A 21,128-nucleotide genomic window follows, 5' to 3' on the forward strand; every position below is an offset into this window, starting at 1 on the left:
GAGTAATCAGGTGAAAGTTATGTTCTTAATTGATTTGCTCAATATTGTATTCCCGGTGTTTTTTATCATTTTGATCGGTTTTATCGTGGGCAGGTATCTAGGTGTGAACCCAAAGCCAGTCTCTGATTTATGCATCTACGTTTTCAGTCCTGCCCTGTTCTTTTATTCAGTGACTACTTCATCCTTGAATTTTTCCGATCTAGGGAAAATTGCCCTTTTCGGGGTATCGTTGTTTGTTTTATTTGCCGTTTTGATGAATTTGATCAGTTTCTTTTTTAAATGGGGACCTTCTTATAAAAATGCGATGATGCTTGCGAGCGCGTTCCCGAACGCAGGGAACTATGGGCTTCCGATCCTCATGTTTGCATTTGGGGAAACAGGCGTGACGATCGGGATCATATTTGCCGTCATCCAATCCCTGCTCATGAACTCTGCAGGAATCTATTATGCATCCAGGAACGAAGAGACAGGATTTAGCCAAGCCTTTTCGAACATTTTCAAAATGCCCGCATTCGTCGCAATCCTGTTGGCGATCTTTTTGAAATTAGCGGCTATCCAAGTTCCATCCGCGCTGTCGAACCCGATTGAACTATTGGGGAATGCAGCCATTCCTGCTTTACTGACGTTGCTTGGAATCAACCTATCAAACATCAACGTGAAGAGTGCGATGTCCTTCATCACTATGGCGACGACTTTCAAACTGATCGTTTATCCAGCGATTGCTTTTCTGATCATCGGATTCTTTTATCCATTGGATTCTCTTTGGGCGAAAGTGCTCATCCTTTCTTCTGCCACACCGACAGCGGCGACAACCACTTTACTGGCTACAAAATTCGAGCTGAAGTCAGAATATGTCTCCAGTGCGATGTTTGTCAGTACGGTCGCAAGCCTTGCTACAATCTCATTTTTGTTATTCATGATTTGACTGCCAACTATTTTCAAAATATTTCAAGGTGCTAAAGCGCATACATTTTTGATAAGATGTTGGTAGGAGGGATTGTTATGGAGTTAGGCTTATATCAGACGCAATCGATGAAACTTGTCATGACCCAGGAGTTACGGCAAGCGATAACGATTTTACAATATCCTACACTCGAACTTTCTCAATTTTTACATCAGCAGGCGATCGAAAATCCATTGATCGACCTGAAGGAAAAGCCGGTCGATACCAAGCGGGAGCAGAATTCGACTACGGAAAGCGATCGGGATTCCTGGTTTTACGATGAAGAAAATGATCTTAACCCAGTCAATTTCATAAAATCAGAAGATGAATCTTTACAGGCCCATCTTCTTGAGCAAATGACATGGCTTGAACTGGCGGAAGAAGATAAAGCCATTGCAGAATATATGATTTATTGTTTGGATGAGAACGGGTATTTGGATTGCAGTCTGGAATGTCTGCAGAAAGAGCTTGGAGTCCCAAATGATAAAATTGAACGGATTTTGAGTGAAATCCAGCAGCTTGATCCGATCGGTGTTGGTGCGAGAACACTTTCAGAATGTCTGTTACTTCAGTTAAAAGCGTTGGATTGTGACAACCCAGTGGTCAAATCGATTATCGAGCATCATCTCGATGCGTTTGCAGATAAGAAGTTTGCCTATCTATCCAAGACTTTGAAAATTTCGATGAAAGAGTTGAAGGAAGCGGATGACTTTATTCGTTCCCTTAATCCGAGACCTTGTTCAGGTTTTGAAAAAAGCCGGGCGGATTGGATCGAACCGGAGTTCTTTATCGAACAGGATAAACAGGGCGAGTTATCCATAAGAATGAATGATGACTTGGTGCCAGAAGTGTCATTGAACGAAAGGTATTTCCGGATTATGAAGCAGCATAGTGATGCAAAGGGCTATTTGGAAAACCAGCTTCATAAATTCGAGTGGCTGAAACGCAGTTTAGAGCAACGAAGGCAAACGCTTCAGCACCTCGGCGATTATTTGCTTGAGGCTCAACGCGCTTTCTTCGAACGGGGATATGAAGCATTGCGGCCAATGACATTGAAGGAAGTCGCAATGCATATCGATGTCCATGAATCGACGATCAGCAGAGCCGTGAAAAACAAGACGGTCCAAACACCGAAAGGGACGGTCGCGTTGAAGTCTTTGTTTACTTCCAAGTTGGATAAAACCAATCAGACGGAAGATACATCTTCTGCGCAAGTGAAAATACAGATACAGCGAATGGTAGAAGAGGAACCGAAGCACAAACCGCTTTCTGATCAGAAGATTACTAACTCGCTAAAAGAGAAAGGCATTGACATTTCAAGGAGGACAGTTGCGAAATACCGAGAAGAACTACGGATTCCAGCTTCCTCAAAAAGAAAAAGCATCGTCGTTTAACGATGGACGCACACAGTTCCATCGTTTTCGTTCACCTAAAAAGGGCTTTGTTACTTAAAGGAGTAATATTCGTAAACCAATTAGAATAACAGAGCCTTAAAAAAGGAGCGAAAATCATGTTGACCGTTCATTTTTATACGAAAGCAAATTGTCCATTGTGCGACAAAGCACTTCTAGTACTTGAGGAGCTGCAGGAAGAACTCGGTTTTACGATAGAAGAACGGGACATTTATCAGGATGACGAATGGTTAGAGGCGTACGGGGTGATAATCCCTGTCGTACAAGTGGACGGAGAAGACCTTCAATATGGTATCATCGAACGGATTCCGTTAAGAAAGCGCTTACTTACATTTTATAAGTGATTTTTGTTGAAACCTTATTACAGACTTGCTAATATAATAAATATATAAGTAAGTCGTATTTTTTTTACCCTTATCGGGACATATTATGACTATGCGGGACTGAAATGGTCCCTAACCCTCATTTAACAAGGGGAGTTGCGATGGAGCCCTTAATTGATTTACAACGAAAATTATTACCAGACTTGCTGGATGTTATGCAGAATCGCTATCGGATCCTACAAAATGTCCGGTACTTGCAACCAATCGGTAGAAGAAGTTTAGCTGCCAATCTGCAACAAACGGAACGGGTTCTCCGGGCAGAGGTGGAATTCTTGCATGAACAGGGCCTTCTGAAGGTTACATCATCAGGTATGACTTTGAGCGATGAGGGCAATCATATTCTTCTAGAGCTTGAAGATATTATGAAACAAGTTTCAGGCCTCCATGTTTTAGAAGGACTATTGCGGGAAAACTTAAACCTGGCGGAAGTGATTATCGTCCCAGGAGATAGCGACCAAGATTCATGGGTGAAAAAGGAAATGGGAAAAGCCGCAATCAAGAGGCTTTTACCTCTTTTAAAGACTCAGAAGACAATCGCTGTCACTGGAGGAACGTCGCTGGCTGCAGTGGCGGATATGATGACACCTTTACCGAAGAAGCGGCAGCCTTTGATCGTACCTGCACGAGGCGGGCTTGGTGAACAGGTTGAAAATCAGGCGAACACCATCTGTGCAATGATGGCTCAAAAAGCGAACGGTGAGTATCGGTTGCTTCATGTTCCCGACCAATTAAGCAATGAAGCCTATCAAAGCTTGATTGGTGAACCTGGTGTAAAGGATGTTCTCGAAATGATCCGTTCATCCGAAATCGTCATCCATGGTATTGGGGAAGCAAAAACGATGGCTAAACGAAGGAAATCTTCCCCTGAGGTCTATCAGCAGATTGAAGAACAGGAAGCAGTAGCTGAAGCTTTCGGATACTATTTCGACAAGGATGGCAAAATTGTCCACAAAGTGAAAACAGTAGGCTTACAGCTGGATGATTTGACAAATGATAAAACAATCCTTGCGGTTGCAGGCGGGAGCAGCAAAGCAAGTGCAATCGCAGCATACATGAAACGCGGCCCGCATCAAATCCTCATCACAGATGAAGGCGCCGCAAAAAAACTGATGGAATAAGTGCTTCGGTGCCAGGCACCGTTCAAGAAACCAGGACTGGCAAGGGTTCCAAAACGGTGCCTGGCACTTATTAAAAAATAAATTAAAAGTGTTTATCAAATCCAAGGAGGAGTTTTATAATGGCTACAAAGATTGGGATCAATGGTTTTGGACGTATTGGACGTAATGTTTTCCGTGCAGCATTGAAGAACAGCGATGTTGAGGTCGTCGCAGTGAATGACCTTACAGACGCTAAGATGCTTGCTCATCTATTACAATATGACACTGTTCATGGAACACTGGGTGCGAAAGTTGAAGTGAACGGTGAAAACCTTGTGGTAGATGGAAGAGAAATAAAAGTTCTTTCTGAGCGTGACCCGGCTCAACTAGGCTGGGGTGACCTTGGAGTTGAAATCGTTGTTGAATCGACTGGCCGTTTCACTCAACGTGAAGATGCAGCAAAACACCTTGAAGCAGGAGCGAAGAAAGTCATCATTTCTGCTCCAGCGAAAAATGAAGATATCACTGTTGTCCTAGGTGTTAACGAAGACAAGTATGATGCGGCAAGCCACAATGTCATCTCAAACGCATCTTGTACGACAAACTGCCTTGCGCCGCTTGCAAAAGTATTGAACGATAAGTTCGGCATCAAGCGTGGAATGATGACAACTGTCCACTCTTATACAAATGATCAGCAAATCCTCGATCTGCCACACAAAGACTACCGTCGTGCGCGTGCAGCAAGTGAAAACATCATTCCGACAACAACAGGGGCGGCAAAAGCTGTATCACTTGTCCTTCCAGAGCTTGAAGGCAAGCTGAACGGTATGGCAATGCGTGTACCTACACCAAACGTGTCACTGGTCGACCTTGTCGCTGAGCTTGATAAAGATGTAACGGTTGAGGAAGTGAATGCTGCATTGAAAGAAGCTTCTGAAACAAACTTGAAAGGAATACTTGGTTACAGTGAAGAACCACTAGTATCCCGAGACTATAATGGAAACCCAGACTCTTCTACAATTGATGCGCTTTCCACGATGGTCATGGAAGGCAACATGGTAAAAGCAATTTCCTGGTATGACAATGAGAGCGGATATTCTCACCGTGTCGTGGACCTTGCGGCGTTCATCGCTTCTAAAGGGCTTTAAAGGTTAGTTCAAAATATGACGGGATGATAAACGTCGAAATTTTGGCGCACAGGACGTGCTAGTGCTGCCGTTGTCACAAGACGTGACGATTTTAGGCAGTGATGGTTACTCGGTTTTACCGATCCTCCGGCGCACAGGATGTACTAGGTCCGGCGCGTCACAGGACGTGACGGTGTTTATCCGATTTCATTATCTGGTTCTCAAAACCTACGGGCCTTGAACTTTTCGTTTCTAATCCGTCAAGATTTTGAACAATCATCCTATATCTAACAGTTTCTCAGTATGAAAAAACTGTACCATTTTCATAAGTTTATATAGAATGTGGGGGAGGGGTAATTTTACTCCTCTTTTCACATGTACTTAGGGGAAGTTAAAAAAGTATCCGAATGATAAACGTCGAATTTCATCGTTACTCGGTTTTTCCGGTCCTCAGGTATTATCATGATACATTCCGGTCCTCAAAACCGTCGTGCCTTGAACTTCTTGTTTCTTATTCGTCTCCTTTTTTAACAATTAAGCAGAAGTTCAACAATTAAATTAATGTTTATTAAAACGAAGGAGGCTTTTCCGCATATGCAAAAACAGTCTTTGCGTGATGTGAATGTTGAAGGGAAGAGAGTTTTCTGTCGCGTGGACTTCAATGTGCCGATGAAGGATGGCGAAGTGAATGATGAAACTCGAATCCGTGCGGCGTTACCGACCATCCAGTATTTAGTAGAGAATGGTGCGAAAGTTATCCTGGCAAGCCACTTGGGACGTCCGAAGGGACAAGTCGTTGAGGATTTACGCCTTGATCCAGTCGCAAAGCGTCTAAGTGAACTCTTGAACCAGACTGTCACAAAAACCGATCAAGTTTACGGTGAAGAAGTCGATAAAGCGATCTCACACTTGAACAATGGAGAAGTCCTACTGATTGAAAACGTTCGCTTTGAACCTGGTGAGGAAAAGAACGATCCTGACCTGGCAAAAGCGTTTGCTGGTCTTGCTGACTTGTATGTGAACGATGCATTCGGAGCGGCCCACCGTGCCCACGCTTCAACAGAAGGAATCGCACACCATCTCCCTGGTGTTGCAGGCCTTTTAATGGAAAAAGAGCTTGAGGTGCTTGGTAAAGCACTTTCAACCCCTGAGCGTCCTTTTACGGCTGTCATCGGCGGTGCGAAAGTAAAAGATAAGATCGGTGTCATTGATAATCTTTTAGATAAAGTGGACAATCTGATCATCGGTGGAGGTCTTGCCTATACCTTTATAAAAGCTCTCGGCTATGATGTCGGGAAATCGCTTTTGGAAGAGGATAAAATCGACCTGGCGAAGTCCTTTATGGAAAAAGCAGAGCTAAAAGGCGTTAAAATGTATCTGCCTAAAGATGTCGTCGTTGCAGATGATTTTTCACAAGATGCGAATATTAAAGTAGTTACGATTGATGAAATCCCGTCCGATTGGGAAGCACTAGATATTGGGCCAGGTACTCGTGATGAGTACAGAACTGTCATTGAAGGATCGAAGCTTGTAATATGGAATGGACCGATGGGTGTCTTTGAATTTGATGCTTTTTCAAACGGTACGATGACAATCGCTAAAGCTTTGGCAGACGCGAAAGATACGTATAGTGTCATCGGGGGTGGAGATTCAGCGGCTGCAGTCGAAAATTTCGGACTAGCGGAATCGATGGATCACATCTCTACTGGCGGAGGTGCTTCTCTTGAATTTATGGAGGGTAAGGTTTTGCCAGGTGTCGCAGCGTTAAAAGACAAATAAAAGGATGTTCAATCGCACAGGACGTGCTAGTACTTCATAGGACGTGTCGCTTTTTAACCTGTATTGATGCTAATTTACCTTTGAAGCTTTTAGACAATGAATACGAAAGGCTTTGTTAAATCAAAGAAATCCTCGACACTCTGTGGGGAAAGTGAATCGGCGAGTCTTCCAGCGAAAGGATCTTCGACCAAAAACCACCACTTCCTGTGGGAACGTCGAAGCCAGCACATCCTGTGCGCATGAGGAAGGTTTGTAGATCTACCGCAAAAATCAACAATAAAGAATAACTGAGCCAAACTAAATGAAAGGTGGACCTTAAAGGATGCGTAAACCGATCATCGCAGGAAATTGGAAAATGCATAAAAAATTGGAGGAAGCCAAGAGCTTTGTAAAAGAGATATCAGGTCTGGTACCGGATGAAAATAAAATCGATTCGGTCATTTGTGCCCCCGCCCTCTTTTTGAACGCTTTGGTGAACGAAACAGCTGATACGAAGCTCCATATAGGTGCACAGAACATGCATTTCGAAGAAAGCGGAGCATTTACAGGCGAAATCAGCCCGGCAGCATTGAAAGATCTGAAGGTTGATTATGTCATTATCGGCCATTCGGAGCGGCGCGAAATGTTTAATGAAACGAACAGCTCTGTCAACAAGAAAGTGCACGCTGCCTTTATGCATGACATTGTGCCGATCGTTTGTGTCGGTGAATCCCTCGAACAACGTGAAAACAATGAAACGAAGTCCCATGTCAAAACGCAAGTCGAGCAAGCGCTAAGCGGACTTTCTGAAGAACAAGTTGCAAAGACTGTCATTGCTTACGAGCCGATTTGGGCGATTGGGACAGGTAAATCAGCGACTGCTGAAGATGCGAATGAAGTTTGTGCATACATCCGGAGTGTGATCGTCGAGAAGTTTTCGAAAGATATCGCTGAACAAGTGCGAATCCAATACGGCGGCAGTGTGAAACCGGAAACAATCGATGAATTGATGAGCCAATCGGATATCGACGGTGCACTTGTCGGCGGGGCAAGTTTGGAGCCTCAGTCCTTCCTACAGTTGTTGGAGGTTGTAAATAATGGCTAAAAAACCAGTCGCACTCATCATTCTTGATGGGTTCGCGTTACGGGATGAGAAGAAAGGAAATGCTGTCGCTCAGGCGAAAAAACCGAACTTCGACCGTTATTGGAACGAGTTCCCCCATTCCCAGCTAAAGGCTTCCGGGGAAGCGGTCGGTCTTCCTGAAGGTCAGATGGGAAACTCTGAGGTTGGTCATTTAAATATCGGAGCTGGCCGAATCGTGTATCAAAGTTTGACGCGTGTCAATCTATCGATAAAAGAAGGCGAGTTTTATGAAAAGCAAACCTTCTTGGATGCCATGGATCATGTAAAAAAGAAAGGCTCTGCGCTCCATATTTTTGGACTGCTTTCAGATGGAGGGATCCACAGTCATATCGACCACCTGTACGCGCTATTGAAACTGGCAGCGAAAGAGAATGTTGAAAAGGTGTATATCCATGGGTTTCTTGATGGGCGTGATGTCGGGCCGACAACAGCAAAGACCTATATCAAAGCACTCCAGGAAAAAATGGATGAATATGGGGTTGGAGAAATCGCAACACTATCAGGGCGTTATTATTCAATGGACCGGGATAAACGCTGGGATCGTGTAGAACGCTCTTACCGTGCGATGACTTATGGTGAAGGTCCTTCATATAAAGATCCAATTGAACTTGTCGATGATTCGTATGAAAATGGAATTCATGATGAGTTCGTCCTGCCGTCCATCCTTACGAAAGAAGACGGTTCTCCGGTTGCGACGATTGAGGACGATGATGCGATCATTTTCTTCAATTTCCGTCCAGACCGCGCTATTCAGATTTCACAAGTCTTTACGAATGAAGATTTCCGTGGGTTCGATCGAGGTGATAAACTGCCGAAGGATCTACACTTCGTCTGTCTGACCCATTTCAGTGAATCTGTGGATGGGGAGGTAGCATTCAAACCGACGAACCTGGATAACACTCTTGGTGAAGTTTTATCCCAGCAGAATTATAAGCAGCTGCGGATTGCTGAAACAGAGAAATATCCTCATGTCACCTTCTTTTTCAGTGGTGGCAGGGAAAACGAATTCCCCGGTGAGGAACGGATACTCATCGATTCACCGAAAGTGGCAACATATGATCTGAAGCCGGAAATGAGTGCTTATGAAGTGACTGATGCGTTGATTGATGAACTTCATGCGGACAAGCATGATGTGATCATCTTGAATTTCGCGAATCCGGATATGGTCGGACACTCTGGAATGCTCGAGCCTACAATCAAAGCGATTGAGGCAGTAGATGAATGTCTCGGAAAAATCGTCGACTTGATAGTAGAAAAAGGTGGGGCCGCGATCATCACAGCTGACCACGGAAATTCAGATGAGGTTATCACGATGGATGATAAGCCGATGACGGCCCATACCACGAACCCTGTACCAGTGATCGTGACGGAAAAAGGTGTGAACCTCCGAGATGACGGAATTTTAGCAGACTTATCGCCGACAGTGCTGGACTTGCTTGGCGGGAAGCAGCCGAAAGAAATGACAGGGAAAACCCTGATTAAGGAAGTTTAAGATTACCCAATTATTAACGGCGAATTTCAGGTCCGTTGACGTACACGATGAATAGTCTGTGTTGTCTTGGGGCTTAACGTTTTTAGCTGGTAACCATACAGGTCCTTTAAACAATATTTAAACAAATATTTTACTAAAACCAAGGAGATGAAAAGTTATGACATCGAATATCGTTAATATTTTTGCGCGTGAAGTTTTAGACTCTCGTGGTAACCCGACTGTAGAGGTTGAAGTCTGGTTAGAGTCAGGTGCTCGTGGACGTGCTCTTGTACCGAGTGGAGCTTCGACAGGTGAATACGAAGCTGTTGAACTTCGTGATGGCGACAAAGACCGTTACTTAGGAAAAGGTGTTTTGAATGCAGTCAACAATGTCAACGAAGTGATCGCACCTGAACTCGTATTTTTTGATGCGCTTGACCAGGTTGCCATCGATAAGCAATTGTTGGAGTTAGATGGAACAGAAAACAAAGGAAAGCTTGGCGCTAACGCGATTCTAGGTATCTCCATGGCTGTTGCTCATGCTGCTGCAGATCACCTTGATGTTTCTCTTTACAACTACCTTGGTGGATTCAACGCAAAAACTCTTCCAACACCGATGATGAACATCCTGAACGGTGGGGAGCACGCTGACAACAACGTGGACATCCAGGAGTTCATGATCATGCCAGTCGGGGTTGAATCATTCCGTGAAGCACTCCGTGTAGGAGCAGAAATTTTCCATACGTTGAGAAAAGTATTACAAGACAAGGGCTTGAATACGGCGGTTGGAGATGAGGGTGGATTCGCACCTAATCTATCTTCGAACGAAGAAGCGATCTCGACGATCATCGAAGCGATCGAAAAAGCAGGATATAAGCCTGACGCAGAAGTGAAGCTTGCATTGGATGTGGCTTCTTCTGAGCTTTATAAAGATGGCAAGTATCACCTCTCTGGCGAAGGTGTGACGAAGACTTCAGAAGAAATGGTTGCCTGGTATGAAGAGTTGACTTCCAAATATCCGATCATCTCAATCGAAGACGGACTAGACGAAAACGACTGGGAAGGATGGGAGAAGCTTACGGCTGCTATCGGAGACCGCGTACAGCTGGTAGGTGATGACTTGTTCGTAACGAATACATCGAAGCTTTCTGAGGGGATCCAGCGCAAAGTCGGTAACTCCATCTTGATCAAAGTCAACCAGATCGGTACATTGACTGAAACGTTTGATGCGATTGAAATGGCGAAGCGTGCAGGCTACACTGCAGTCATCTCCCACCGTTCTGGTGAAACGGAAGATAGCACGATTGCAGACATCGCTGTTGCTACAAATGCTGGACAAATCAAGACAGGTGCGCCATCCCGTACAGACCGAGTAGCGAAGTACAACCAGCTGCTCCGCATCGAAGATGAACTCGATTACACCTCGATCTATGCAGGCAAAGACGCATTCTATAACGTAAAGAAATAAGCTAGAATGAGGGAAGAACCCCGAAAGCCGTTAACTACGGCCTTCAGGGTTCTTTTTTTTATACGTTAAGAAAGTATAACTTTTCAGCGATGCAGCTAACCGAAGTAGCAGAAAAGTTTACGGACCAAGTATAAGTGCAGCCAAGGCATGGCTGTGCATTGCTTTTTTGTACCAGGCACGATAATTCCGCCTTACTCTCCCAAGCGTTGCTGGGAAGTGCCAGGCACGATATCTCAGCCTTACTCCCCCAAGCGTTGCTGAAAGGTACCACGATATCTCAGCCCTACTCTCCCAAGGATTGCTGGAATGTGCCAGGCACGATATCTCAGCCTTACTCCCCCAAGCATTGCTGAAAGGTACCAGGCACCATTTTAAAATCCGTGGGTTACTAGGGATTGGATCTGGTGCCTGGCACACGCCAAGCTACATGTCTTCGTTATCGGTGTGAATGTCGCTTCGTTCTTGCTCAAGCCCATTATCAGCTTGGGTAATGAGTTGATCGAGTGGTTGGAAGGCATCGCTTTGAACCGTAAATGCTGGATTCATGTTGGTTGCGGTTGGAAGTTCTTTTTCGCGTTCTCGTTCTTTTCTTCTCATCGCGTAAACACCTCCATGATTTTAATATGGGTGACGTCAAGTGAAAATATGTTGATCATCATTTTCCATGCCTTTTGACATACTACTCGTAACAGGTTGAACGGAGGTGCATCTAATGACATTTGTACGCCTTGGTTATGTAGCAATGAGCCTAAAGGTTCCGAACTCATCACCTTCTCAAACAATGACGATCAAAAATTTTTCAAAAATCGAAAACGAAAATGCGGCGATATTGAAACTCGAAAGGATTACACGATCAAATCTCCATAACACTTTAAGGATTTTACGTCATAATGCAGCACATGATATCCAATTCTATCGAATGACATCCAGGTTGGTTCCTTTAGCTACATTTGAAGGGCTGCCAGATTGGGACTACATGGCGGCAATCGTGGACAGTTTAGAGGAAATTGGAAAGTTTGTGGCGGAAAAAGAAATGAGAGTCGACTTTCACCCTGACCATTTTGTATTAATCAATTCACCGAAAAATGAAGTACTAAAAATGACGGTGAAAACGTTGATTTTGCATAAACGGCTTCTGGAGGGAATGAATATCGACCCGAAACATCGATGTGTCCTCCATATCGGAGGTGTTTATGGAGATCGAGTACTTGCATTAGAACGGTTCATTCAAAACTGGATGCTCATTCCAACAAGCATTCAAAATATGATCATCTTGGAGAATGACGATAAGTCGTTCCATTTCGAGGATACGCTCTATTTGTGCGAAAAGTTGGGGATACCACTCGTTTTCGATTATCACCACCATCTTGCACATCATGAAAATAAGCATTGGGAAGCTCAATGGGATCGGATTGTAAACACATGGTCGCCTTCACCTCTTCCTGTCAAAATGCATATTTCCAGCCCGAAAAACGAAAAACAATTCAGAGCGCATAGTGATTTTGTGGATGTTGAAATGTTCATGGATTTCTTGAATGAAATAAAAGGAAGTGTGGATCAAATCGACTGTATGATCGAAGCGAAACGAAAAGACGAAGCGTTATTCAAACTCATGAAAGATCTTAAACAATACGATCATATCGAAATAAACGACGGGGCCAGCTTTTACATCAAATAGCTGTAAAACCAGCGGGATGTACCAGGCACCGAAACAAAGTCCTTGCGCTGCAAGAGGTTTCAAACGGTACCAGGCACCAAAACAAAAGCTTTGTGTCCCATGGGATCTGAAATGGTGCCAGGTACCCATCATTTACGATTTTTGTTGAATTTGCTATCTTCATTGTGATACATTTAAAGTACTGGATTGTGTTTTGTTGGAGGTGGATGAGTTGGAAACATTCTTGATGGTGTTATTGATTATTGATGCGCTTGCAATCATAACAGTCGTATTACTTCAATCTGGTAAGAGTGCTGGATTATCCGGTGCGATTACAGGTGGAGCAGAGCAGCTTTTCGGTAAGCAAAAAGCTCGTGGTATCGATGCTGTGTTCCAAAAGTTGACGATCGTATTAGCGGTATTATTCTTTATCCTTACCATTTTGTTAGCATACGTATATTAATTTGTATTCGCAAACAGCAAGTGTAAAAGCTTGCTGTTTTATTTATTTTATTTCAAAGGGTACCGAAATGACCAAGGTCTTGGATGGTGAGCCTAGCTCAAAAGGGCTTCATGAGACCATGAAATCGCGAGAACCCGAATTTGAGGTAATCATAAACGCTTCATGAGACCATGAAATCGCGAAAACATGAATTTGAGGTACTCATAAACGCTTCAGACCATGAAAACCCTAAAACAAAAAATGAAGCACTAAAATCTTTTTCTATTTTCCTTAACGGATTCAGGTACATACGTTTTAATGATTCTTACAAGGGGCAAACTATTAGAAAGAAATGAAGGAGCACTAGCATGATTGGTTGTCTATGTCTGCACGGTTTTACCGGAAGCCCTTATGAGGTCGAACCGCTGGTCACTTTTTTAAAAGCAAATACAGATTGGCTTGTTGTTTCACCGACTTTTCCGGGTCATGATATAGGCAATGGCAGAATGGAGCGTGTCACGTATCAAGAGTGGATCCAGACGGCTGAAATGGAGCTCAGGGCTTTACAACGCAAATGTGACAAAATCTATGTAGTCGGTTTTTCTATGGGCGGCATCATTGCAGGTTATCTTGCGGCTTCCAATAAAATCGATCGACTGGTGCTCTTGAGTGCAGCAGCTCATTATGTAAGCGTATCCCGATTAGTACAGGATATCAAATCCATGGTACAAGATCTTTTCAAAGGTAACTTAAAGGAAAACGGAATGTTTCAGCGGTACTTACAAAAATTCAAAGATACCCCATTGTCGATGACTTTTCAGTTTCGAAGCCTCATCCGATCTTTGCGTCCATATTTGAAGAAAATCACTACCCCGACACTCATCATTCAGGGGGAATGTGATGGTGTGGTACCGAAAAAAAGTGCGCAATATATTTACAACACTATTCGCTCTAAGAACAAAGAAATCATCCTACTACCTAAGTCAAAACATATTGTATGCCACGATGTCGAACAGGAAGACGTTATCCGGCATGTGTACAGATTTTTGACAGACACAGAAACAGATGAAGTTAAAGGAGAGGTAACATCATGAAAATCGTTTCACCAAAACCATTTTTCTTTGAAGGCGGAGACCGGGGAGTCTTATTACTGCACGGTTTTACGGGGAATTCAGCAGATGTTCGTATGCTAGGACGATTCCTGCAAAAAGAGGGCTATTCCTGTTTAGCACCACAGTATAAAGGACATGGCGTACCACCAGAGGAACTAGTACATACTGGTCCTGTTGATTGGTGGCAGGATGTCACGAAAGGTTATAACGAGCTGAAAGAAAAAGGCTATGAGGAAATTGCCGTAGCCGGTCTTTCCCTCGGTGGCGTTTTTTCCTTGAAACTAGGGTATACATCAACTGTCAAAGGGATCGTACCGATGTGTGCGCCTATGTATATCAAAAGTGAAGAAACCATGTATGAAGGTGTACTGGAATACGCAAGAGAATATAAGAAATATGAGGGCAAATCAGAAGCACAAATTGAAAAAGAGATGGAAGAATTCAAGAAAACACCAATGGAAACATTGAAGGCTCTGCAAAACTTGATCGCAGATGTCCGCGATAACATCGATATGATCTATACGCCGACTTTTGTCGTACAAGCTAGGCATGATGAAATGATCAATACGGACAGTGCGCATATCATTTACGATTCCATTGAATCCGATCAGAAAGATTTGAAATGGTATGAGGAATCTGGTCATGTCATTACATTGGATAAGGAAAAAGAACAGCTTCACGAGGATGTTCTTGCATTTCTCAACAGTCTTGATTGGTCGTAACGGAAGTTCAAAAATCAATAAAATGAACGATCTTCCGACACATAACTTTCTAATTAAAACCTATACAAAATTCCAGTTAACTACGGAGGAGGGAAACAAGCAGAATGGATCAAGAAAGAATATTATCATTTATGAAAGAAGAAGCCTATAAACCGCTGACTGTCCAGGAACTCGAGCAGGAGCTCAACCTGGATCACGCGGAGGAATTCAAAGAACTCGTGATTACCTTGAACGACATGGAGGAAAAAGGGGACATCGTCCGGACCCGAAGCAACCGATATGGTGTACCGGAGCGCATGAACCTGATTAAAGGGAAACTTCAAGGACATGCGAAAGGATTCGCATTCCTGTTGCCAGAAAAAAAAGATGAAAAGGATGTATTCATCTCACCATCAGACTTGAATGGAGCGATGAGCGGGGATACAGTCCTCGTGAGGATCTCTTCTCGACCTGGTGATGGAAAGCCAGAAGGAACGGTTATCCGGATTCTTGAACGGGGTGTGACACAGGTAGTCGGTACATTCATCGATAGTAAAAGTTTCGGGTTTGTCGAAGCAGATGACAAACGGATCCCGAATGACATCTTCATCCCGAAGGAAGCGATCAACAATGCAGTCGATGGACATAAGGTACTTGTAAAAATAACGAACTACCCCGAGGGAAGATCAAGCGCAACAGGAGAAGTCATCGAGATTTTAGGACACAAGAATGATCCTGGAGTCGATATCCTGTCGATCATCTATAAACACGGACTCCCGAGGGAATTCCCTAAAGAGGCACTGGATCACGCAAACTCTGTTCCAGATGAAATCGATGTTGCTGATCTTACTGACCGTCGCGACTTACGGGATGAAACGATCGTGACGATTGATGGGGCTGACGCGAAGGACTTGGATGATGCAGTCAATGTGGTAAAGCTAGACAACGGGAACTACAAGCTCGGTGTCCATATCGCTGATGTCAGCCATTATGTCACGGAAGGCTCTCCAATTGATAAGGAAGCCGTTGAGCGTGGTACCTCTGTATATCTTGTCGACCGTGTCATACCAATGATCCCGCATCGTCTATCGAACGGGATCTGCAGTTTGAATCCGAGAGTCGACCGTTTGACGCTATCTTGTGAAATGGAAATTACACCCGATGGAGAAGTGGTCAACCACGATATTTTCCAAAGTGTGATACGTACGAATGAACGGATGACCTATACAGATGTCCGAAAAATCTTATTGCGTGAAGACGAAGAGGTGCTTGAGCGGTATAAGGAGCTTGTCCCATTTTTTGACTTGATGGGTGAGCTAGCCGACATTTTACGTAGAAGACGTTTCGAACGTGGAGCGATCGACTTTGACTTCAGTGAAGCAAGAGTTCTTGTCGATGAAGAATCAAAGCCTGTCGATGTCGTATTACGTGATAGAACGGTTGCAGAAAAATTGATCGAGGAATTCATGTTGGCGGCAAACGAAACGGTAGCAGAACATTTCCACTGGATGAAGGTACCTTTCATGTACCGGATCCACGAAGACCCAGATGAGGAAAAACTGACGAACTTCCTGGAGTTCATCACGAATTTCGGATACGTGGTCCGCGGTTCAGCAAATTCAATCCATCCGCGAGCCCTTCAACAGATCTTAGAAGAAGTACAAGGTGAACCTGAGGAAGCGGTCATCAGCAAGGTCATGCTGCGTTCGATGAAACAAGCGCGCTATGAGCCGGAAAATCACGGGCATTATGGATTATCCACTGAATTTTATACACACTTCACGTCACCGATCCGCCGTTATCCTGACTTGATTGTCCACCGTCTGATCCGGAAATATTTGATTGAAGGGAAAACAGATGAAAAAACAGTCAGCCACTGGAAGGAGGAATTGCCGGAAATCGCCCAGCATGCGTCTGAACGGGAACGTCGTGCGGTCGATGCGGAACGTGAAACAGATGATCTGAAAAAAGCCGAATTCATGCAAGATAAAATTGGGGAAGAATTTGAGGGAGTCATCAGCGGTGTTACGAACTTCGGATTGTTCATCGAGCTTCCGAATACGATTGAAGGCCTTGTCCATGTCAGCTACTTGACCGATGATTACTATCATTTCAATGAGCAGCAATACGCAATGATCGGTGAACGTACTGGTAAGGTATTCCGGATCGGTGACGAGCTCCAGATTCGGGTATTGGCTGTCAACGTCGATGAACGTGCAATCGACTTTGAAATCGTAGGTATGAAAGCACCTGCTCAACGCAGGAGCCGAGACCGTGCTCGTGTAATCTCGAGTGGAGGCAAGAGCCCTACGAAAGAAAAGAGACAAAAAGAAAAAGGGAAAGAAGGATCCTCCTCCCGTAAAAAGAAAGGGAACAAACCATTTTATAAAGATGCTCAGAAAAAGAATAAAGGGAAAAAGAAAAAGCGTCGATAATCAGGTTGAACCTCATTCAAAAGCTGGATGAGGTTCTGCTTATATAACGGGTAGATATTCTTGACTTTCCTTGACCTATGTTGTTAAAATGTAACATGCAGTTTGAAAGGGGAACGAAGTTATGGCACGTCATGAAGGATTATTGATTGCACAAAATAAAAAGGCTGGACATGATTACACCATCGAAGATACGTTCGAAGCCGGAGTCGTCCTGCAAGGGACTGAAATCAAAGCGATCCGTGCAAGAAGAGTCAATTTAAAGGATTCTTTCGCACGTGTCCAAAACGGTGAAGTTTTCCTTCATAATATGCATATCAGCCATTACGAACAAGGAAACCGCTATAACCACGACCCTTTACGCACACGTAAACTGCTGTTGCACAAAAAAGAAATCAGTAAATTGATTGGCGTTTCTAAAGAATCCGGATACGCGCTCGTTCCATTGAAGCTTTATATTAAGAACGGGTTTGCGAAGGTCCTACTCGGAGTTGGAAAAGGGAAGAAGAAATATGATAAGCGTGAGGACTTGAAACGTAAGACGGCAAAACGTGAAATCGAAAAGGCTTTCCGAGAACGCCAGAAGATGTAAGATAATGCTATTAACAACATACGTTCGATGTGTTATAATAGAAGTTGTCGCCAGTAAGGATGTTCGAAAAATCATCAAAATGACGAATGAAAATTTCCGAACATAGTAATTAAGCAACTTTCAGTAACGCTCATTTCAAATGGGGACGTTACGGATTCGACAGGGATAGGTCGAGCTTAAGTTGCGAGCCGAGGGGGTCGGCCTCGTAAAAACGCCAACGCCTATAACTGGCAAAGAAAACAACAACTTCGCAGTAGCTGCGTAACAGTAGCTTTGCGGTTCCTCCCTGCATCGCCCATGTGCTAGGGTAAGGGACTCAACTTAAGTGGGCTACGCCGGATTCCACCGCCTGAGGATGAAGGAAGAGAACAACCAGGCTAGTCACACGGATGCCTGTCGATAGGCTGAAGTGATGGCGAAATGCCAATATATCGACTACGCTCGTAGAAGCTTAAGTGCCGATATTTCTGGACGTGGGTTCGACTCCCACCGTCTCCACCATACATAAACATGGTGGTTTTTTTATGTTGTGTCTTGAAGCATAAGTTTGCCGAATTGGTAAGCTTATGCTTCAATAACTTTCGGCAATTTTATACTTCAATATAAAAATTTGGAGCTTCAGCAACTTATAAAAAAGGCGTTCACAGTAGTCTTTTAATTAGAGTTTAAAACAGTATTTCGTTTTTTAAAAAATCTTATAGAAAGCTACTGTATTTGATTATTTCTAAATTTATCTATTTTTTTCATCGTATCGTTTATTATTTTTGTATTCCTTTTAAATTTTTTATCGAGTTTATCTATGTAATTTTTACTTTGTTCTAATGTGCCAGATTGTACGTGAATCACTTTACCATTTTCAAAACGTTTTTGTTTTGCCACTTTATCCACCTCTAATTTATATTTACATCACACTTTAACCACTAATTTTTATTCTTATCTAATTCATCCTATACATAAGTATAATGTCTAAAATTAGATCGTTAGTAATTTTGCGTAATCTTTGTATATAAAATAGAATCAGATTTAAAAAAGGATTTCAATTATTTTGATTGAATTTATAAATTATTCCAGAAAAGGGCAGTTATAGAGGAGAATAACCCCATTTCATTAGCCTCGTTTAATCTTCGCAACCGATTTTGGATCCGAAAACGAATTAATTTTATTTGGTTGACCGGATTGCAAACATCCTGTAAAATTTTGTTAAGTGTATACTTTAGGGTAATGAGCTTACTTAAAGGTAAGGGGATGATTTATCAATGATTCATCAGCTTGAATGTCCAGTGGAGACAATCATTCATGTTCTAGGCGGCAAATGGAAACCAATGATTTTATGGCATTTGATACAATCCAATAAGCGATTCAACGATCTGGAAAAGCTTATACCTGATGTTTCTCAAAAAATGCTTTCACAACATCTACGGGACTTGGAACGAGAGGGCATAATCGATAGAACGGTCTACCCCACCGTCCCTCCAAAAGTAGAATATTCCCTTAGTGAATATGGTAAAACAATGATTCCTGTAGCAGAAGTCATGTGTGCTTGGGGAGAAAACCATAATAAGCGGAAATATGAAGAATCTGCTTCTTAAAGCCGGTTCAATTCATTTGCACACTAATTCAAGGACTCATAACAAAAGCTGCCACGGGATTTTCCCTGGCAGCTTTTGCTATTTACAGTCAATCTTCCTTTAAGATTTTCGCCGTGGACCAACATGGATAACCCTTTCTGCTTAATGCTTACTTTTAAGTAAGGACCTTACATTAAAGTGGGTTCTTATCAAGATTTTTAAACGATGCTAAGCTTGAGTCAATCCAGAGATGAAATATCGGGAGTCAATTATAAAAGGAGGAAAAAACGATGAAAATTATTGTTTTCGGAGCAACGGGAAATACGGGGAGAAGAGCGCTGGAGCAAGGGTGTAAAATGGGACATGAAATGACCGCATTCGTGCGAAACTCCGAGAAGTTTTTTGGACAGCAAGGAGAGCGTTCTGCCAAACATGTGAAGGTGGTCGTGGACGATATCATAAACCCAGTAAGCGTCGGCGAGGCGCTTTCGCATCAAGACGCCGCTATTATTGCTGCCGGCCATGCAGGTCAAGGAGATGAGTTCGTTCGTCTCGTTGATAACATTATAAGCCAATGTGAAATCCACCCTAGTTTTTCCGGGAGGGTATGGGTAATGGGAGGTGCCGGCCTGCTGGATATTCCATATACTGATCTCATTGGCAACAATCTGCCCGGATTCCCGCCTGCGTATAAAAATCACAACCGGAATTTTGAACGACTGCTGCAGTCTGAGCTTGATTGGTCAATTATGTGTCCGGGAACTATGATTGATTCGATAGAACCTCCGGCGTCGGTTAATCTGCATGTAACAACGGAAACCTTGCCCATATCAATTCCGAAGACGATCAAGGAATTATCCGAGGCCGATATAGCCGGTTACTTGTTCAGTCGGCTTCAAGAGCTGGATGTTGCTTATGATGATGTCGTGAAATGCATGCTGGACCATATCGAGTTCGGAGGGCCTTTTAAGAGGAAAAGGGTCGGACTCGCCTATCCAAGCGATTCCGGTGTGCTAAGGAGCAAAAAGGGAGATGGTGAGTTTGTTTGAATGGATCCTCGTTTTGCACATATTGGCTTCTATCGCGGTAATCGGTCCCGCTTTAGTGGTACCCGTCATTCGAAGGTCCGCTAGAACCGTCGGCCAGTTGCGCTTTGCTTTTGATGTAACAAACAAGCTTGCCATCCTGCCTAAAATTGGCGGAGCCGTACTTATTATTACCGGGGGTTGGCTTATGATCATAACGAAGATGGGGTTGTCCCAAATGTGGCTAAATATATCGATCCTTTTATCGCTGCTCATGGTCGCCACGATCGAGGGATTGATCGAGCCGCGCATGAAAAAGATCATGGAGATTGTATCTATAAGTCAAAGCAAAGGGGATGAAGTACCCTCCGAGCTCGGTCGATTGATGAAAAAGATCGTACCAATCGAAACGGCGTCACAGCTGCTTATGATTGCCATAACCATACTTATGATCCTTAAACCATTCTAAAGAAGCCGTCAACCCTTTTAACAATCGGCCCCTGGGTAGCCCCAGGAAGGGAAGAATCAATATCGAAAAGGCTGCCGTGTGGCAGCCTTTTGTTCCGTATATAAACTTCCGCATCAATGCCGTTGCGAATGTAATAGCAACAAATCGAAGTTCCCATGTTCTATTATTAAAACGTAGCGGTCAAAATGAAGGGTGGGTTTTATGAATCATTAAGCGACAATAGCACTAAGGCAACGGAAATATTAAATCGAATGTTTGAAGATGAAATGGAATTTATGCGTTCGAATGCCAGGGTGGAACGTCTCCGCCAGTGGGGACTTGATCCCG

The 21,128-nt window shown here is 43.5% G+C and carries 20 protein-coding genes and 1 other RNA gene; 19 read left to right on the plus strand and 2 right to left on the minus strand.

The window, feature by feature from the left end:
* Positions 1 to 19: 19 nt before the first annotated feature.
* From L1611_RS11045 to eno, 9 genes are all read left to right on the plus strand, one after another.
* On the plus strand, positions 20 to 925 hold the full coding sequence (locus tag L1611_RS11045; protein ID WP_236313139.1) for an AEC family transporter: 906 nt from the start codon (positions 20 to 22) through the stop codon (positions 923 to 925).
* Positions 926 to 1,002: 77 nt separating this feature from the next.
* Entirely contained in the window at positions 1,003 to 2,337 is a 1,335-nt protein-coding gene (gene rpoN / locus L1611_RS11050) for an RNA polymerase factor sigma-54 (RefSeq protein ID WP_236313140.1), read from the plus strand.
* A 116-nt stretch (positions 2,338 to 2,453) separates the two neighbouring features.
* Positions 2,454 to 2,699 (plus strand): glutaredoxin family protein, encoded by a 246-nt coding sequence (locus tag L1611_RS11055; RefSeq protein ID WP_407681724.1) that lies wholly within the window; start codon positions 2,454 to 2,456, stop codon positions 2,697 to 2,699.
* Between the two features lie 140 nt (positions 2,700 to 2,839).
* Entirely contained in the window at positions 2,840 to 3,856 is a 1,017-nt protein-coding gene (locus L1611_RS11060; RefSeq protein WP_236313141.1) for a sugar-binding transcriptional regulator, read from the plus strand.
* Positions 3,857 to 3,975: 119 nt separating this feature from the next.
* The gene (gene gap / locus L1611_RS11065; protein ID WP_236313142.1) at positions 3,976 to 4,983 is read left to right on the plus strand and encodes a type I glyceraldehyde-3-phosphate dehydrogenase; all 1,008 of its coding nucleotides are present in this window, start codon (positions 3,976 to 3,978) and stop codon (positions 4,981 to 4,983) included.
* Between the two features lie 573 nt (positions 4,984 to 5,556).
* Entirely contained in the window at positions 5,557 to 6,741 is a 1,185-nt protein-coding gene (locus L1611_RS11070; RefSeq protein WP_236313143.1) for a phosphoglycerate kinase, read from the plus strand.
* 322 nt (positions 6,742 to 7,063) lie between these two features.
* Positions 7,064 to 7,825: a triose-phosphate isomerase gene (tpiA, locus tag L1611_RS11075; protein WP_236313144.1), complete on the plus strand. Its 762-nt coding sequence runs from the start codon at positions 7,064 to 7,066 to the stop codon at positions 7,823 to 7,825.
* The gene (gene gpmI / locus L1611_RS11080; protein WP_236313145.1) at positions 7,818 to 9,356 is read left to right on the plus strand and encodes a 2,3-bisphosphoglycerate-independent phosphoglycerate mutase; all 1,539 of its coding nucleotides are present in this window, start codon (positions 7,818 to 7,820) and stop codon (positions 9,354 to 9,356) included. The genes tpiA and gpmI overlap by 8 nt, the downstream gene beginning before the upstream one ends.
* A gap of 157 nt (positions 9,357 to 9,513) precedes the next feature.
* Positions 9,514 to 10,803 (plus strand): phosphopyruvate hydratase, encoded by a 1,290-nt coding sequence (gene eno, locus L1611_RS11085; protein ID WP_236313146.1) that lies wholly within the window; start codon positions 9,514 to 9,516, stop codon positions 10,801 to 10,803.
* A gap of 423 nt (positions 10,804 to 11,226) precedes the next feature.
* Here the strand turns inward: eno and L1611_RS11090 are convergent, their stop codons facing one another.
* Positions 11,227 to 11,400 (minus strand): hypothetical protein, encoded by a 174-nt coding sequence (locus L1611_RS11090; RefSeq protein WP_236313147.1) that lies wholly within the window; start codon positions 11,398 to 11,400, stop codon positions 11,227 to 11,229.
* A 115-nt stretch (positions 11,401 to 11,515) separates the two neighbouring features.
* Here L1611_RS11090 and uvsE point away from each other — a divergent pair, with 115 nt between their 5' ends.
* From uvsE to ssrA, 7 genes are all read left to right on the plus strand, one after another.
* Positions 11,516 to 12,481, plus strand: a complete 966-nt coding sequence (gene uvsE, locus L1611_RS11095) for a UV DNA damage repair endonuclease UvsE (protein WP_236313148.1) — start codon at positions 11,516 to 11,518, stop codon at positions 12,479 to 12,481.
* A gap of 211 nt (positions 12,482 to 12,692) precedes the next feature.
* Positions 12,693 to 12,923, plus strand: a complete 231-nt coding sequence (gene secG / locus L1611_RS11100; protein WP_225067752.1) for a preprotein translocase subunit SecG — start codon at positions 12,693 to 12,695, stop codon at positions 12,921 to 12,923.
* A 347-nt stretch (positions 12,924 to 13,270) separates the two neighbouring features.
* Positions 13,271 to 13,996, plus strand: a complete 726-nt coding sequence (locus L1611_RS11105; RefSeq protein ID WP_236313149.1) for an alpha/beta hydrolase — start codon at positions 13,271 to 13,273, stop codon at positions 13,994 to 13,996.
* Positions 13,993 to 14,736, plus strand: coding sequence for an alpha/beta hydrolase (locus tag L1611_RS11110; RefSeq protein WP_236313150.1), 744 nt, complete (start codon positions 13,993 to 13,995; stop codon positions 14,734 to 14,736). Before L1611_RS11105 ends, L1611_RS11110 begins: the two co-directional genes overlap by 4 nt.
* 104 nt (positions 14,737 to 14,840) lie before the next feature.
* On the plus strand, positions 14,841 to 17,150 hold the full coding sequence (rnr, locus tag L1611_RS11115) for a ribonuclease R (RefSeq protein WP_236313151.1): 2,310 nt from the start codon (positions 14,841 to 14,843) through the stop codon (positions 17,148 to 17,150).
* Positions 17,151 to 17,271: 121 nt separating this feature from the next.
* Entirely contained in the window at positions 17,272 to 17,739 is a 468-nt protein-coding gene (gene smpB, locus L1611_RS11120; protein ID WP_236313152.1) for an SsrA-binding protein SmpB, read from the plus strand.
* A gap of 141 nt (positions 17,740 to 17,880) precedes the next feature.
* Positions 17,881 to 18,240, plus strand: a transfer-messenger RNA (tmRNA) gene (gene ssrA, locus L1611_RS11125).
* A 204-nt stretch (positions 18,241 to 18,444) separates the two neighbouring features.
* Here ssrA and L1611_RS11130 read toward each other — a convergent pair.
* On the minus strand, positions 18,445 to 18,618 hold the full coding sequence (locus tag L1611_RS11130; RefSeq protein WP_236313153.1) for a hypothetical protein: 174 nt from the start codon (positions 18,616 to 18,618) through the stop codon (positions 18,445 to 18,447).
* Positions 18,619 to 18,995: 377 nt separating this feature from the next.
* Here L1611_RS11130 and L1611_RS11135 point away from each other — a divergent pair, with 377 nt between their 5' ends.
* From L1611_RS11135 to L1611_RS11145, 3 genes are all read left to right on the plus strand, one after another.
* Complete coding sequence (locus L1611_RS11135; RefSeq protein WP_236313154.1) at positions 18,996 to 19,328, plus strand: winged helix-turn-helix transcriptional regulator; 333 nt, start codon at positions 18,996 to 18,998, stop codon at positions 19,326 to 19,328.
* Positions 19,329 to 19,597: 269 nt separating this feature from the next.
* Positions 19,598 to 20,356 (plus strand): NAD(P)-dependent oxidoreductase, encoded by a 759-nt coding sequence (locus tag L1611_RS11140; protein ID WP_236313155.1) that lies wholly within the window; start codon positions 19,598 to 19,600, stop codon positions 20,354 to 20,356.
* The gene (locus L1611_RS11145; RefSeq protein ID WP_236313156.1) at positions 20,340 to 20,801 is read left to right on the plus strand and encodes a DUF2269 family protein; all 462 of its coding nucleotides are present in this window, start codon (positions 20,340 to 20,342) and stop codon (positions 20,799 to 20,801) included. The genes L1611_RS11140 and L1611_RS11145 overlap by 17 nt, the downstream gene beginning before the upstream one ends.
* Positions 20,802 to 21,128: the final 327 nt, after the last annotated feature.

This window comes from Pseudalkalibacillus salsuginis, from assembly GCF_021646685.1.
In the GTDB taxonomy this organism is placed as follows: Bacteria; Bacillota; Bacilli; order Bacillales; family Fictibacillaceae; genus Pseudalkalibacillus; species Pseudalkalibacillus salsuginis.

What these genes read in the sequence shown, in the direction of transcription:
- L1611_RS11105 (WP_236313149.1), top strand. Translation starts at nt 13,271, where the DNA reads ATGATTGGTTGTCTATGTCTGCACGGTTTTACCGGAAGCCCTTATGAG.
- L1611_RS11070 (WP_236313143.1), top strand. Translation starts at nt 5,557, where the DNA reads ATGCAAAAACAGTCTTTGCGTGATGTGAATGTTGAAGGGAAGAGAGTT.
- L1611_RS11045 (WP_236313139.1), top strand. Translation starts at nt 20, where the DNA reads ATGTTCTTAATTGATTTGCTCAATATTGTATTCCCGGTGTTTTTTATC.
- gpmI (WP_236313145.1), top strand. Translation starts at nt 7,818, where the DNA reads ATGGCTAAAAAACCAGTCGCACTCATCATTCTTGATGGGTTCGCGTTA.
- rpoN (WP_236313140.1), top strand. Translation starts at nt 1,003, where the DNA reads ATGGAGTTAGGCTTATATCAGACGCAATCGATGAAACTTGTCATGACC.
- L1611_RS11060 (WP_236313141.1), top strand. Translation starts at nt 2,840, where the DNA reads ATGGAGCCCTTAATTGATTTACAACGAAAATTATTACCAGACTTGCTG.
- gap (WP_236313142.1), top strand. Translation starts at nt 3,976, where the DNA reads ATGGCTACAAAGATTGGGATCAATGGTTTTGGACGTATTGGACGTAAT.
- L1611_RS11145 (WP_236313156.1), top strand. Translation starts at nt 20,340, where the DNA reads ATGGTGAGTTTGTTTGAATGGATCCTCGTTTTGCACATATTGGCTTCT.
- L1611_RS11135 (WP_236313154.1), top strand. Translation starts at nt 18,996, where the DNA reads ATGATTCATCAGCTTGAATGTCCAGTGGAGACAATCATTCATGTTCTA.
- uvsE (WP_236313148.1), top strand. Translation starts at nt 11,516, where the DNA reads ATGACATTTGTACGCCTTGGTTATGTAGCAATGAGCCTAAAGGTTCCG.
- tpiA (WP_236313144.1), top strand. Translation starts at nt 7,064, where the DNA reads ATGCGTAAACCGATCATCGCAGGAAATTGGAAAATGCATAAAAAATTG.
- L1611_RS11110 (WP_236313150.1), top strand. Translation starts at nt 13,993, where the DNA reads ATGAAAATCGTTTCACCAAAACCATTTTTCTTTGAAGGCGGAGACCGG.
- rnr (WP_236313151.1), top strand. Translation starts at nt 14,841, where the DNA reads ATGGATCAAGAAAGAATATTATCATTTATGAAAGAAGAAGCCTATAAA.
- eno (WP_236313146.1), top strand. Translation starts at nt 9,514, where the DNA reads ATGACATCGAATATCGTTAATATTTTTGCGCGTGAAGTTTTAGACTCT.
- L1611_RS11140 (WP_236313155.1), top strand. Translation starts at nt 19,598, where the DNA reads ATGAAAATTATTGTTTTCGGAGCAACGGGAAATACGGGGAGAAGAGCG.
- L1611_RS11090 (WP_236313147.1), bottom strand. Translation starts at nt 11,400, where the DNA reads ATGAGAAGAAAAGAACGAGAACGCGAAAAAGAACTTCCAACCGCAACC.
- smpB (WP_236313152.1), top strand. Translation starts at nt 17,272, where the DNA reads ATGGCACGTCATGAAGGATTATTGATTGCACAAAATAAAAAGGCTGGA.
- L1611_RS11055 (WP_407681724.1), top strand. Translation starts at nt 2,454, where the DNA reads ATGTTGACCGTTCATTTTTATACGAAAGCAAATTGTCCATTGTGCGAC.